At 68.5% G+C, this 13,461-nt stretch carries 13 protein-coding genes; 8 read left to right on the top strand and 5 right to left on the bottom strand.

Annotated elements, in window-relative coordinates; genetic code table 11:
* Positions 1-441: 441 nt before the first annotated feature.
* A complete protein-coding gene (locus ACSYGO_RS44100; RefSeq protein ID WP_460390175.1) occupies positions 442-1,545 on the top strand; it encodes a glycoside hydrolase family 18 protein in 1,104 nt (367 codons plus the stop codon).
* A 186-nt stretch (positions 1,546-1,731) separates the two neighbouring features.
* On the opposite strand, the gene ACSYGO_RS44095 is transcribed toward ACSYGO_RS44100, so the two are convergent.
* Positions 1,732-2,328 (bottom strand): TetR/AcrR family transcriptional regulator, encoded by a 597-nt coding sequence (locus ACSYGO_RS44095; RefSeq protein ID WP_432172724.1) that lies wholly within the window; start codon positions 2,326-2,328, stop codon positions 1,732-1,734.
* A 52-nt stretch (positions 2,329-2,380) separates the two neighbouring features.
* Here ACSYGO_RS44095 and ACSYGO_RS44090 point away from each other — a divergent pair, with 52 nt between their 5' ends.
* Entirely contained in the window at positions 2,381-3,358 is a 978-nt protein-coding gene (locus ACSYGO_RS44090; RefSeq protein WP_460390174.1) for a GNAT family N-acetyltransferase, read from the top strand.
* A 74-nt stretch (positions 3,359-3,432) separates the two neighbouring features.
* Here ACSYGO_RS44090 and ACSYGO_RS44085 read toward each other — a convergent pair whose 3' ends face one another.
* A complete protein-coding gene (locus ACSYGO_RS44085) occupies positions 3,433-3,852 on the bottom strand; it encodes a DUF2690 domain-containing protein (protein ID WP_460390173.1) in 420 nt (139 codons plus the stop codon).
* 470 nt (positions 3,853-4,322) lie between these two features.
* Between ACSYGO_RS44085 and ACSYGO_RS44080 the strand changes: the two genes are divergently transcribed.
* Entirely contained in the window at positions 4,323-5,420 is a 1,098-nt protein-coding gene (locus ACSYGO_RS44080) for an NAD(P)/FAD-dependent oxidoreductase (RefSeq protein ID WP_460390172.1), read from the top strand.
* 159 nt (positions 5,421-5,579) lie between these two features.
* Here ACSYGO_RS44080 and ACSYGO_RS44075 read toward each other — a convergent pair whose 3' ends face one another.
* The gene (locus ACSYGO_RS44075) at positions 5,580-6,131 is read right to left on the bottom strand and encodes a TetR/AcrR family transcriptional regulator (protein ID WP_432186481.1); all 552 of its coding nucleotides are present in this window, start codon (positions 6,129-6,131) and stop codon (positions 5,580-5,582) included.
* A 119-nt stretch (positions 6,132-6,250) separates the two neighbouring features.
* Between ACSYGO_RS44075 and ACSYGO_RS44070 the strand changes: the two genes are divergently transcribed.
* From ACSYGO_RS44070 to ACSYGO_RS44050, 5 genes are all read left to right on the top strand, one after another.
* Positions 6,251-7,300 (top strand): aldo/keto reductase, encoded by a 1,050-nt coding sequence (locus ACSYGO_RS44070; RefSeq protein WP_432172729.1) that lies wholly within the window; start codon positions 6,251-6,253, stop codon positions 7,298-7,300.
* A 145-nt stretch (positions 7,301-7,445) separates the two neighbouring features.
* A complete protein-coding gene (locus ACSYGO_RS44065; RefSeq protein WP_460390170.1) occupies positions 7,446-8,030 on the top strand; it encodes a hypothetical protein in 585 nt (194 codons plus the stop codon).
* A 409-nt stretch (positions 8,031-8,439) separates the two neighbouring features.
* Complete coding sequence (locus ACSYGO_RS44060; RefSeq protein ID WP_460390169.1) at positions 8,440-9,069, top strand: RNA polymerase sigma factor; 630 nt, start codon at positions 8,440-8,442, stop codon at positions 9,067-9,069.
* Entirely contained in the window at positions 9,069-10,241 is a 1,173-nt protein-coding gene (locus ACSYGO_RS44055; RefSeq protein ID WP_460390168.1) for a CU044_5270 family protein, read from the top strand. Before ACSYGO_RS44060 ends, ACSYGO_RS44055 begins: the two co-directional genes overlap by 1 nt.
* Positions 10,242-10,422: 181 nt before the next feature.
* Positions 10,423-10,860, top strand: coding sequence for a hypothetical protein (locus ACSYGO_RS44050; RefSeq protein WP_426674995.1), 438 nt, complete (start codon positions 10,423-10,425; stop codon positions 10,858-10,860).
* 201 nt (positions 10,861-11,061) lie between these two features.
* Here ACSYGO_RS44050 and ACSYGO_RS44045 read toward each other — a convergent pair whose 3' ends face one another.
* Both ACSYGO_RS44045 and ACSYGO_RS44040 read right to left on the bottom strand, forming a co-directional pair.
* Positions 11,062-11,484 carry a hypothetical protein gene (locus tag ACSYGO_RS44045; RefSeq protein ID WP_426675384.1) on the bottom strand — a complete coding sequence of 141 codons (423 nt, stop codon included), beginning with the start codon at positions 11,482-11,484 and terminating at the stop codon, positions 11,062-11,064.
* 367 nt (positions 11,485-11,851) lie between these two features.
* The gene (locus tag ACSYGO_RS44040; RefSeq protein WP_460390167.1) at positions 11,852-13,015 is read right to left on the bottom strand and encodes an NAD-dependent formate dehydrogenase; all 1,164 of its coding nucleotides are present in this window, start codon (positions 13,013-13,015) and stop codon (positions 11,852-11,854) included.
* Positions 13,016-13,461: the final 446 nt, after the last annotated feature.

Genomic DNA, 13,461 nt, shown 5'->3' with positions numbered 1-13,461 from the left:
TTCGCGGCTTCGCAGGCGGCCGCCGAGGACCGAGGCAGCGCGCCCCGAGCTGCCGCCGAGCCGGCCGCTGCCTGCGTCCTGGCGCCCGAGCAGACCGAAGGCCCCTCCTCTCTGGACCTGGAGTCGGTCCGCAAGAACATCGCCGAGGGCGAGGCGGGCGTACCGCTCACCCTCCGCGTGAGCAGGTTGCCCTTGCCCTTGCCCGGCTCGCTCATGGCCCCTCCCCGGCTGAAGTCCAGCCCGCCGCCGGTACCTCGAGACCATGAGGAGGAGGCAGGAGCGCAGCCTGCGAGACGGTGTGGTGATGAGCCGTTCATAGGGCCTTATGGCGGTGGTTTTCCTGCATGAAAGTGAGCAACGCGCGTCGTGCCGATCCTGCGCACCCCTCTGCGAACAGAATCTCCCCGATCAAGAACGTCTTCGCAGAAGGGTCAGGTAGTGATGAAGCGGATCGGGCGACGTGCTGCGGCTGGACTGGCAGCGTTCGTACTCCTGGGTGTCGGCTCCGCCGGCGCGGTGGCCGCGGACGACCCGCACCCCAGCGGTTCCGCCCTGATCGTCAACACGGGCGACCACAACAACATCGCCGGCCGGGACCTCATCGTCGGGAACAACAACACCGTCGGCACTGGCCACACCATCACGCAGGGCAGCCTGCCGACGACCCCTCCCCCGTCGGCAACCCGCCACGTGGTCGCCTTTTACCAGACCGGCACCACAACGGGAGACCCCGGCCAGCCCTATGTCTCCCCCGCCCCTCTGGCCGGGCAGGCTGACGTGGTCGAGGTCGCCGCGTTCCACCTCAACGATCCCGCGCAGTACCCCATCCTGACCCTCAACAGCGACGCCCCCTCCGCCGCGAAGTACGCCCCCATGTGGCGCGACGTCGCCGCGCTGCAGGCCAAGGGCCTCAAGGCGACCGCGCTCCTCGGAGGCGCCGCGCCCGGCACCTACGCCCGCCTCGACCAGAACTTCGACCTGTACTACCCGCCCATCCGCGACGCGCTGAGGACCTACAAGCTGGACGGCATCGACCTCGACGTCGAAGAACCGTTCACCGAGGCCACCGCGGAACGGCTGATCAACCAGCTGCGCGCCGACTTCGGGCCGAGCTTCCTCATCACCCTCGCCCCGGTGCCCACGGACCTCTCCGACGCCAACGGCAGCAACTTGCCGCAACTCGACTACCGAACCCTGGAGAACAACGTCGGCACCAAGATCAACTGGTACAACGCCCAGTTCTACTGCAGCAACGGGAGCCTCGCCGACACCAGCGACTACGACGCGATCATCCAGAACAACTTCCCCGCATCCAAGGTCGTCGCCGCCGCCATCACCAACTCCGACCTCGACTGCGCCGGCTACGTCCCGATGCCGACCCTCCAGACGACCCTGCGCACCCTGGCCAGCAAGTACCCCGCGTTCGCCGGTACGGCAGGCTGGGAGTACGCCCTCTCCGCCGACGTCGACGAGCCCGGATGCCCGACCGGCCCCGCCAACTGGTACTGCGCGGTACGCCACTCCTTCGCCGCCCACACTCCCTGAACCTCGTTCCGCCCCACACGGCCCGCAGGAACCGGGTTCTGGTACCGGCCTCGCCCGCCGGCCACCTCCGCCGCGGGCCTGGACGGGCGACATCAGCGCGAATTCGGGGGATTCACTTGGCCGGCAGTGGAAGGAGACGACCCTGCCCGACAGCCGACACCCCTGGGTCGCCGCCCGTCTCGGCTGTCATCGGGGCAACGCGGTCGAGGCGAGGAAGTCGTCGAGCATCGTGATCTGTAGGTCCTCGGGAAACCGGTCGGGGTCGAAGAGGGCCTGCACGACCAGTCCGTGCGTGAAGGCGACGGCGGCGGCCGCGAGTTGCTCCGGGTCGGCGGTCGGGGGGAGTTCACCGAGATCACGTGCGGCTTCGAAGTGCGGGCGGATCGTGGAGCGCAGCCGGGTGTAGCGGTCGGCCTGTTGCGTGGACAGCTCGCCGTCGGCGAGAGAGAGGTCCCAGGAGCTGACCCAGATGCGGTTGCGGGCGATGTCTCCCGGCGTCAGCGGCAGGATGTCCAGGAGCATGGCGCGTACCGTGGCGAGGCCCGCGCCGGGACGCGCGCGGCGGGGCCTGTCGGCGGTGCGCTGCTCCAGCAGGTCCAAGGCGTGCGTGATCAGGGCCCGTTTGGTCGGGAAGTAGTGCATGAGCATCCCGGTCGAGACACCCATCGCGGTGGCGACGGCACGCAGGGTCAGCCCGCCGAACCCTTTGTCGGCGAGGACGTGCCATACCGCCTCGGATACGTCTTTGCGACGGGCTTCACGGTCTCCGGGCGCGGGCGGCATGGTGCTAGCTTACGTACCGAACGCTTGTTACGCACCTGGAGAAGGGGCTCCCATGTTCATCCTGCCGCTCGGCGCCCATGCCCAGCTCCGTCCCCTGGAGCCCTGGCAGGCGCAGGAGTTCCTCGCCCATGTCGATCGCGCCCGGGTCACGGTGGACCCGTGGATCCCCTGGGCGACGTTCAGTACCGACCTCGAATCGGCCACGGCCACCCTGCAGCGCTACGCCGACCGCCTGGCCACGGACACCGGCCGGATCTACGGGATATGGCTGGACGGCGACCTGGTCGGCGGCGTCATGTTCACCCGATTCGACAGCGCCGCCGGCGTCTGCGAGATCGGCTGCTGGCTGGAGCAGGCCGGGGAGGGGCGAGGCCTGGTGACCCGCGCCTGCCGGATCCTGATCGACTGGGCCTTCCGGGAACGCGGAATGAGCCGCGTCGAATGGTGGGCGGCGGCAGGCAACACCCGCAGCACCGACGTCGCACGCCGGTTGGGCATGACCCGCGACGGCGTGCTGCGCCGGCGCTATCCGCATCAAGGTGTGCGGCAGGACAGCGAGGTCTGGTCGGTCCTTTCCGACGAATGGCCGTCCGTCGAGGAGGAGTCCCGGTCCGCTGTCCTGGCCGAACTCGACCGGCTGATGGGCGTGTTCATCGGCGCGTTCACCAACACCAGCGACCGCCACCCCGACCTCGACGTCATCCGCGACGTCTTCATCCCACAGGGAAGGATCATCGCGAACGTCGGGGACGAACCAGTGATCTACGACCTCGACGCGTTCATCGAGCCCCGACAGAAGATGCTCACCGACGGGACGCTGACCGAGTTCTCGGAATGGGAGACCTCCGAGCGGACCGAGATCTTCGGATCGATCGCGCACCGGTTCAGCGAATACCGCAAATCCGGCTACCGGCACGGCAAGCGGTTCGAGGGCGGGGGCTGCAAGACCACTCAGTTCCTCCGGACTCCGTCAGGATGGAAGATATCCTCGCTGGCCTGGGACGACGAGCCCATCACCGTCGCCGAATGACCGGTCTCGCATTCACCCTGACCGGGTGGCCGTCCCGGGGAGACGGGCGTCCGTCAGCCGAGCGGAGCCGGGCCTCAACGGCCCGGCGAGGCCGGCGAGGCCGGCGAGATGGAAGGTTCGGGAGGCGGGGTGAGCCGTATCGTGCCGCCTGGTTCGGTGCAACCGTGCGCACCGGACGTGAGGACGGTACAGGCCTTCGCGTCGGACGGCGTGTCGGCCGCGACCATGGGGCTGTAGACATCGGTGTCATAGTGCACCGTGTCCTGCCGGGTGGCGCCTTTCGCGGCGACGACCCGTGCGATGTCGCCCACACCGCCCCAACTGATGCGTGCCCAGGCGGCCTTGCAGGCATCGCTGTAGCGCAGCTCGACGTAGACGCCCTGGACCTTGGTGAGGGCGGAGGTCCAGGGGTCGCCGCATCCCTCCGCCTTGGGAGGGTGAGGACAGTTCCGTAGGTCCGCAGCGCGTGCACGACCGTGCTGAAGCGGTCGCACCTCTCCCGGTAGGGGTCCTGCCCCTGACAGGCGTGACCACGGCAGCCCACTCCCGCAGAACCTGCGTCCGACGACCGCAGCGGCCACGGCCACGTCGGTGCGCCCGGCGGTGCCCCACGCGGCACGGGCGGTCCGCCGGGGCCGCCGGTCCAGGGGTGGACGAGGGCCAGAACGGTGAACAGGGCGCTGACCCCGATGACGACACCGACAGCCACCCTTCTTCGGTTGACGACAGCGGCGGCCGCCGTCCCGAGACCGCCGCCGGGGGGAGGGATGCAATCACCTCGGCCAGACAGTGCCCCGATCTCCGTGTCGGCGTAGAAGAGTTGTCGGCGTCGCCCGACGAAGACCCCGTGCCGTCGCCTTCGCCGTAGGCGTACTCTGCTTGGCAGTGGGTGCCGGGGTCCGAGAACATCGACGATGATCAGTGACCGGGGGCGATCATGAGCGTCGGGTCCGCACAGCGGCCTATGCGTGTTGCCGTCATCGGAGTGGGCGTCCTCGGAGCCTGTGTGGGCTGGAACTTGTCGCGGTACGGGGCCGATGTGGTCTTCATCGACGCGGGCGAGCCGGGTGAAGGGGTCACCAACTGGTCCTTCTCGTGGGTCAACGCCAGTAACAAGACCGCGCGCAGGTCCTACTTCGACCTGAACGTTGCGGGCATGGCGGCCCACCGTGAGCTTGCGGAGACCATCGGACCGGACTCGTGGTGGCATCCCGGCGGCCACCTGCGCTGGGCCGACGATCCCGCGGCGGAGGCGAAGTTCCTGAAGACAGCCGAGCTGCTGGCCAGTTGGGACTACAGGGTCGAGGTGCGCACGGGGGACGAGGTGCGCCGTCGCCTCGAACCTGCTCTCGGCGTACCCGGCAAGACTCCGGTCCTGTTCTACCCCGACGAAGCGTGGGTGCACGGCCGGCATCTCGTCGGCCGCCTGGTCGGCCGAGCCGTCGAGTCCGGTGCCGGACGCCGGTCCGGCACGGCGGTCCGCGACATCGGCATCGCCACCGATGGGACCGTCCGGACAGTGACTCTGTCGGACGGGAGCCGTATCGACGTCGACGCCGTCGTGAACGCAGCCGGACCCGGCGCCTCCCAGGTCGCCGGGCTCGTCACACGGCACCTGCCGATGCGCCGCGAACCCGGCGCCATCACCCGGATCCACTGCGCTCAGGTGCCGGTTCACCGGGCCATGCACGCGCCCCACATCGAGATCCGTCCCGACGGAGATACGTCGATGGTCCTCCACAGCCGCGAAATCGACGCACTCATCGACGCAGGTGAAGAGCCTGCGGAACTCGCACGACTGCTCCACGAATCGGCGCAGCGTGTCATTCCGGAACTCGGCGACTCCCGCATCGCACAGACACGGGTAGCCTACCGGCCCATCCCGGCCGACGGATTCCCCTCGGTGGGAGCGTTGCCTTCTGTACCCGGCTACTACGAGGCGGTTTCCCACAGCGGCATCACGCTCGGGCCGGTGATCGGCCGGCTGCTGGCTTCGGAGATCCTCACCGGGAAGAGGGCCGAGATGCTTGCGGACTTCCGCCCGGAGCGGTTTTCCCCGTGACAGCGTTCCTGTCCCGGCCGCCCGAGAAGAGGATGACCCGCACACGCCACACCGACGGTCGCTCAGGACCTCGGCCCTGATCTCGCCACCGATGCACCGCATGCAGCGCATGCACCGCATGCACTCGATGGAACAGGACCGCAATCGGTGTGCGGCGCCCTACGGCCGGAAGCCGTCGATCGCCAGCTCCATCAGGCGGCCGGCCTGGGCGATGCCCTCCGGACTGTTCGGCGTACGCCACAGGCAGCTCAAGAGCATGACGACGTCGACCGGGTCGATGCCGGGGCGCACCTCACCGGCCTGCTCGCAGGCGTCGAGGAGCTGTCGGACGGCGGCGGTCACCGGGGGCCAGGAGGCGCTGATGACTTCCTCGGCCGCGGCGGAGTGCAGTGCTTCTCCCAGGCCGTGCTTGATGCGCACATAGCCGGTGAGGAGGGTGAACCACTCCCGCAGCGCGTCCAACGGAGTGTGCGTGGCGAGCACCTCCGTCACGGAGCCGACGAGGCGGCCGATGTCGTGCCGGTAGACCTCGAGGATCAGTGCCTCACGGGTGGGGAAGTGCCGATAGAGCGTGCCGGGGCCGACGCCCGCGCGCTTGGCGATCGAGTTCAGCGAGGCGTCCGGGGACTCGGCGAGCACGTCGTGGGCGACGGTGAGGATCACCTCCCGGTTCTTCAGCGCGTCAGCGCGCTGCGGCGCGGCCTCGGGCATGGCTCCTCCTACCTGCGGACAGTCGCCCGCTTGCGATCCGGAGAGGTCTCCGTTAACGTCGCGAGCGTCATTCGGAGAGTTCTCCGGTTGTTCCGTTCTCCCATTGTAGGAGCCCTTCCGTGCGCTACATCAAGCTCGGTCGCACCGGCCTCGACGTCTCCCCCGTCGCCATCGGCGCCATGACCTACGGCGAACCCGACCGCGGCCACCCCGTCTGGTCCCTGGACGAAGAGGCCAGCCGCCCACTGATCAAGCACGCCCTCGAGGCGGGCATCAACTTCTTCGACACCGCGAACATGTACTCCTACGGCTCGAGCGAGGAGATCCTGGGACGCGCCCTGAGGGATTTCGCGAACCGTGACGACGTCGTCATCACCACCAAGATCCGCCACGCCATGCGCCCCGGCAGCCCGAACGGCGGCGGCCTGTCCCGCAAGGCGATCATGGCCGAGATCGACAACAGCCTGCGCCGCCTGGGCACCGACCACGTGGACGTCTACATGATCCACCGCCTCGACAACGAGACGCCGCTGGAGGAGACGCTGGAGGCCCTCAACGACGTGGTGAAGGCCGGCAAGGCCCGCTACCTCGGCGCCTCCTCCATGCACGCCTGGCAGTTCGCCAAGGCGCTCCACCTCCAGGAGCGCCACGGCTGGGCCCGCTTCGTCACGATGCAGAACCACTACAACCTCCTCGCCCGCGAAGAAGAGCGAGAGATGCTCCCGCTCTGCGCCGACGAGGGCGTCGCCACCATGGTGTGGAGCCCGCTCGCGCGCGGCCGCCTCGCCCGCCCCGCCGACCAGGCGAACACCACCCGGCGCGCCTCCACCGACGGCGCTTACGCCGACATGCTCTACAAGGCCGACGCGGACAGCGACCAGAAGATCCTCGACGAGGTCGGCGCGATCGCCGACGCGCACGGCGTCACCCGAGCCCAGGTCGCCCTCGCCTGGCTGCGCCGCAACCCCGTCGTTGCCGCCCCGCTGGTCGGCGCGCGGACGATCCAGCAGATCGACGACGCCGTCGCCTCCCTCGACCTCGACCTCACCGACGAAGAAGCCCTCCGCCTGGAAGCCCCCTACACCCCCCGCCACGATTTCCAGGGCATCTCCGACGAACGCGAAATGGAGCGCATCAAGGCCGGCATCCCCGGCTACGCCAACGTCTGACCCACACCGGCCGCGCCGGGACGTTCGTCCAGGCGCGGCGCGGGTCCAGGATTGCGCGCTGCCCCACGGATTCGACGTTTGCCCCACACTGACTTCCTGCACCTGCATGCTGGTGCAGGCGCCGACAGAAACGGGGGGGCGTTCAGTGGAAGCAAGCACAACCCGCAGCGTGGCGCGTGCGCGGACGGGAGCGGCTCTGGCGGTCGCGGTCCTTCTGCTGCCCTTCGGCGGCTACGGACTGGCCCGGATCGGGGCAGTCCCGGAAAGCACACCGATCTTTCTCGGTCTGCTGACCGGGATCGGCGGCTTCGTCATGCTCCCCACGCTGTGCGAGGAACGCGCCCCGTTTCGACACACGTCGTCACGTCTGACCGCGCACACCCTGACCGGCGAACGGTCCGTCGACCTGAACCGGATCGCCGGCGTACGACTGCTGACGACCTTTTCGTACGGCAGGACGTACCGCACCCTGGTGGTGCGCGACAGCCATGGTGTCCGCCTGGGCGTCACGACCGAGAGAAGCCGCAGGAAGCTTCGCCGAGCGATCGAGAAGGCGGATGCCAACTCCGCGCACGGTGTCCCGGGACCCCGGGTGAGCCGTGCGGCCCGGACATACCTGGGCCTCGCTCCCCAGCGAGGGCTCATGGCTCACACGGTCCTCGCCTTTCTGCTCGTGACGGTGTCCGCGACCCTGTACGTGATCGTCGCGGTCCGACTCGGCGGACAGTGAGGCATTCCCCGCGAGGAACAACCCGCCACCCCGCCTGGCCGTCGGCCTTGCCGGATCGAAGGCTCGACTCGGCGTCCACGGCCGACCAGTTGCGCGTACTAGCGCTGAAGAAGCGCGGCCGCGGAAGAGGCTGGACCGGTCACGGACGGTGATCGACTCCTGCCGCGTGCGGGCGCCCCGCGCCTGGGCAACTTCCGCTGGGGTCACGTCCGACGCCGTCCCGAGGAGCCCCCAGCTGCGCCGGCGTGACCTCGCAGGTCAGCTGCAGGCCTCGGCTTCGCCAAGTTCTCATGGGGCACAACTGCACTCTTCGCGACCGGAGTTGCACCGCATTTCCCACAACCCACCGCTGTGACCTGAGTCACGGCGATCTCGGGGAACCCGACGGCACGCACGGACAGGATCAGACGTGGAACTTTCCCTGCGCGCCCGGCTGCGCTCCGGTGATCCGGAGGCCTTCGGGTCGATATTCGACGAACATGCCCGGGCCGTGCACCGGTACGCGGTCCGGGTCACCGGGAACTGGGCGACGGCCGAGGACGTGGTGTCGCTGACCTTTCTGGAGGCATGGCGGCTGCGCGAGACGGTACGGCCCGAAGGCGACGGCCTGCTGCCCTGGTTGCTGGGCATCGCCACCAATGTGCTGCGCAACACCACGCGGGCCGCTCGCCGCTATCAGGCCGCCCTCAGCCGTGTCCCGCCGCACGACACATCGCCGGACTTCGCGGACGAGATCGTCGAGCGGATGGAGGACGCCGGTCGACTGGCCGCAGCGCAACGGGCCCTGCGGCGGCTGCGCCGAAGCGAGCGGGAGGTGTTCGCGCTGTGCGTGTGGGCGGACCTCGACTACGCGGCGGCGGCCGAGGCGCTGGACGTACCGATCGGCACGATCCGCTCCCGACTGTCCCGCGCCCGGCGCCGGTTGCGGCAATTGACGGACGCGGAACTCGCCTCCGACACGACGGAACCGGCGGCCCGTCCCGGACAGCAACAGGGTGGCCGCGAGATCGCGGCCCGGTCGATCCAGGAGCAGAACTGATGAAAGCCAAGACGCCTCACGACGAGGGCTTCGACGCCACAGAGTCCGCTGAGCGCGCGGACGCGGCCCGGCTGCTGCCGGTCCCGGCCGCCCGGGATCTGCCCGGTGACCGCCTGCGCGTCCTCAAGGAGCACCTGATGAGCGAGGTCCGTCAGACCGTACCCGTGGCCGGCCCGGAGGCCGTCGCCGCGGACGCCGTCGCGGCACGGAGACGTCGAAGGAGGCGCTGGGTGCAGGTCGTCGCCCCGCTTGCCGCGGCCGCCGTAGCGGCTGTGGTGCTCACCGCCGGCGTCGACCACAGCCGGCACGCCGACACCGCGCGGCCGGCTCCGTCCAAGGCGTCGATGCTCCTGGAGAATGCCGCAGCCGTGGTCTCCCGCGACCCGGCCGTCAAGGTCGGCCACCACCAGTACGTGTACATCCGCAGCGTGTCCGCCGGAAGGGACAATCCCCTCCAGGCGAAGTGGACGGACAAGCACGGCCAGGTGCACAAGAAGTACTCCAAAGTCGCTGGAAAACTTACGGAGTTGCAGACCCTCCGGGAGTGGATTCCCTGGTCGCGGAGCCAGGGCGGCGCCCAGGCGTACGGCGACGAGGCCCCCGAACGCTTCGCGTTCCCCGGCCCCGGGGAGGGGACGGTCGGAGGACCCGGGCACACGCAGAGCCCCTTCGAGGACCTGGCCGCCCTTCCGCGCGATCCGGCCGCGGCGCTTCGGGCCATCGAGGCCGACTGGCGCAGGCAGATGGACAACGCGGAGAACACCAAGGGGAACACGCGCCCCGGGGTGAGCATGCCGTGGGTCTTCGAGTATCTCGGTGGCATGCTCCAGGAGTCCGTGGACCCGCAGACCACGGCGTTCCTCTACCGTGTCGCCGCCCAGATCCCCGGCACCACGGTGATCCCCGACGCGGTGGACGCCGTGGGCCGGCACGGTGTCGCGATCACTCTGGACGGTCAGGCCGAGGACCGGCAGGAGTGGATCTTCGACAAGTCCACGTACGCCTTCCTCGGCTTCCGCGATGTCACGAAGGAGGACACGGTGATCGGCAAGGCCGGCAGCGTGATCCAGACCACCGCGGTACTCCAGCGCGCCGTGGTGGACCGTGTGGGCGAGGAACCGCACAAGAGGCCCATGGTCAGTGACGGGAGCTGTGCGTTGCCCAGGTGCTGAGGACACGTCGGCGATGTGACATCCTGCAGCCGTGGGCAACTCTCAGGCATATCCCCTCTTCAGAGGCCCCAGTGCGATGGAAGCGTACGCAGTGGCTCAGCGTCTGCGGGCGTTGATGTCACGGTCGAGGCCCACTGTGCGTCTGGCGGCCGAGCTGCAGAGAGTCGAGGACGTATGGCCCATGGTGCGGGTGTTGCCGGACGAACTGTACGAGGCCGAGGGCGTACTGTTCGATCCTGAGCGGTTGAGTCATCGATTCCGGGCGGACACGTTGCCGACAGCCAGTGGAGAGCTTGAGGCGCTGCTTCCGATCTTCGTGGACGTCGAAGTGCCGGCGGATGGAATGGAGCGGCCCTTTGTTCACGCCCTCGGCACCGGGCCGGCCACCATCGAATGGCCCGGCGTCTGGCCGGACGTTCCTGAACTCGGCCTCCGGGCGAACTTGCAGTACGAGGGGGTGCAGGCCGTGTTCAACAGTGATGACGCGGAGTGGGAGCGCCCTGCTGGAGACCACACGGTCTTTGTCCACATGACCAAGTTCGGCGATCTCCCCCGAGCGCAGTGGCTGGCGGATCGGGTCGGTGCGCGCGTACTGGGGGATCCGGTGGTCGGCTGGTGAGCGGCTCAGGAGTCCACCACGCCATGCGGGTCATCGCCCGATGCGGGGCGACGGCTCGCGGAGATGCGCTCGGCGAAGGTACGCAGCCGTTCACCGTCGGGGACAACGCGGTGGCTCAGCGTACGTACCTGAAATGACTCACCCGCATGAACGAGAGGACTTCTCGCCATGCGGGTGGTGCTTCGCGACGGACCTACTCGGTCAGAGCTTTCCGCCGATCTCGCATGCCTGGCACGGCGGCCGGCCGCAGGTGCACTGCGTGATGGCCTCGAGGACATCACGGTCGTGGTAGAGGCACTCGTCCTTGCAGGTATGGCGCGGGATGAATCCCGCCGGGATCTCACCGGGCCACGGCTCGTGACCGTCCCTGCAGCGGACGAACCGCTCGGGGTCGTTGGAGTGCAGGTCGTGCATGCTCGACCGCGCCTCGTCCTCCAGCTCCCGCACGCGCTCCACCAGGCTCTTCAGCTCGGCGGCGATGCTGGAGTACCGGTCGGCGCCGGTCCGAACATGTGCGGCCCGCAGCGCCATGGCTGCGTTGCCCAGAAATCGGCCGGCATCCTGAAGATCGGTCACGTGATGCATCTGAATGCCGTTCACGCCCCGTACCCACACGGCGTCCATGCTGCTCACTGATCCACCTTCCCGGCATTTGCCTTGGTCAACTTGCGAAACAGTATGCGCGGCGTCAGCGCCTCCGCATAGGAAAATCTGTCTATTAAGCACGCTAAAGGTCCCGATCGCTCATCGCTAGCAGATTCGGAGTGAATCGGGTCACGACAGGCATGGACGCTGATCAGGCATGACACAGCCGAAGACCCATTGCCCCACGCATGGATCTTCGGCTGAATCTTCCAATGGATCTTCTGTTGTTTTCTTGTCCACTGTCCGTCGGCTGTTACCGGCCGGAATTATTGGATTGCCGACAGTCAGGCGCGGGACGAAATGTCACCGTCGTCCGCGGCGACCGTGCCGCTCCGGCTCATACGCGCTATCCGGCGACCGTGTAGGAGCGTGCTCCCGTTCCGGCAAGCCCTCCGCCGTCGACGATCAGGTACTCCGGGCGGATGGGGCGCCCGGCGAACCAGCATTCCAGGATCTCGCGGGTGCCGGCCGCGTACCGGGCCTGCGCCGAGAGAGTCGAACCGGATACGTGCGGGGTCATCGCCTCGAACGGCATGGTGCGCCAAGGATGATCGGGCGGTGGCGGCTGCGGGTACCAGACGTCGCCCGCGTAGCCGGCCAGCTGACCGCTCTCGAGGGCCGCCACCACGGCGTCCCGGTCGACGATCAGCGCGCGTGCGGTGTTGACGATGTACGAACCGCGCCTCATGACACCGATCATGTCTTCGTCGAAGAGGTTCTGCGTCTGCGGATGCAGCGGTGCGTGGATCGACAGCACATCGACCGAGGCGGCCAGCGAACGCGCGTCAGGATGCCAGATCAGCCCGAGTTCCTCCTCGACCTCCCGGGGCAGCCGGTGCACGTCGGAGTAGTGCAGGTTCACCTCGAAGGGCTTGAGGCGGCGCAGTACCGCCTGGCCGATGCGGCCGGAGCCGAGGACCCCGACGTCCATGCCTTCGAGGTCGTAGTTGCGCGAGACGCTGTCGGCGATGTTCCAGCCCTTCTTGCCGGTCACCCAGTCGTGGGCGGGCATGAAGTTGTGCACCAGGATGAGGATCTGCATGACGGCGTGCTCGGACACGCTGACGCTGTTGCTGAAGGTCACCTCCGCCACCGTCATGCCGTGGGCGATCGCGCTGGGCAGGTCGACATGGTCCGACCCGATCCCCGCGGTGATCGCGAGTTTGAGCCGGGGAGCGGAGGCGATCCGCTCGGCGGTCAGATAGGCGGGCCAGAAGGGCTGCGAGATGACCACATCGCTGTCGGGCAGCTCGCGGTCCAAAGTGGAGTCGGGTGGTTCCTTGTCACTGGTGACGACATAGGTGTCGCCGCGGTCTTCCAGGAACCTGCGCAGTCCCAGTTCTCCCGAGACGCTGCCGAGGAGCTGCCCCGGAGTGAAATCCAGGCCTTGTGGGGTCGGCGTCGTCTGACCGCCCGGATAGCCGGTGATGGTCGGGATCCGGTCGCGGGCGTAGTCCGGAGGATAACCGTCCACGGGGTCGGGATAGAGCACCGCAAGGATCTTTGCCATGGTCGTCCTCCATCGGTGGTTCCGTTGTTCCGGAGAAACCGGTCGGGTACCGATGATCTTCAATTTTAATTGAGTCGACGGCGGTGCTGCAATCCCCGGAGCTCGATAGGAAGGCGGGCCAATGGATAAGGATGCAGCCCGCGTTCCGGGGGTGCGGCCCCTTACGCACCGGGGCTGGCTCCGCACCGTCTGCGCGACCTCACCACCTTCGCGACGTGGACGCTCGACACCGGTTGCCGCCCGTGCCACGACCACCGTTGTCGTGCGCCGGTAGTCCGTCACGAGCCCACCTACGAGCTCTGCTGCCGGGCTGCCGGTCCCGCGCAGCAGCCGAAACTGCGGCCGTTGCTGCTGGGTGACGACGAGCGTGCTGCGCCGGATCCGACGGGCGAACTCCGCTCATGCGCTGCCGTGACGCGCACGGACGGCGCTCCTGCCGGCTCAAC

It is taken from the genome of Streptomyces krungchingensis, assembly GCF_054729265.1.
This window is presented reverse-complemented; position numbering and strand designations above follow the sequence as displayed.